Origin of the sequence: Citrobacter sp. TBCS-14, from assembly GCF_005280805.1 — a bacterium.
Lineage (GTDB): Bacteria > Pseudomonadota > Gammaproteobacteria > Enterobacterales > Enterobacteriaceae > Citrobacter > Citrobacter gillenii.
On the sequence record NZ_SZWM01001300.1, the window covers coordinates 1 to 256 of the forward strand.

1 protein-coding gene is annotated in these 256 nt (G+C 57.0%); it reads right to left on the minus strand.

Features of this window, described 5'->3' with window-relative positions:
• Nucleotides 1-256: condensation domain-containing protein (locus FDX22_RS27465; protein WP_146718072.1), on the minus strand; the 256-nt coding region annotated here is incomplete at both ends.

Genomic DNA, 256 nt, shown 5'->3' on the forward strand with positions numbered 1-256 from the left:
ATATTTTCACGTTCAGTACCGGGCCAAACAGTGGTTCAGCCCCGGCTGCACGCCCGCTGTCACGGACAATTTGTTCGGCATCATAGCGCTGGTGTCGGCGCATTTTCTTCATCTGCCCGGCCAGCCGTTGCGCAAGCGCAGGGAGACTTTCTGCTGCATCAAGTCTCACGCCAAAGGGCAGGACATTTAACACCGGTCCGGTAGCGGTAAGCGCCGCTGATCCCATACGGCGCATAAAGATAAACCCGGCAGCATA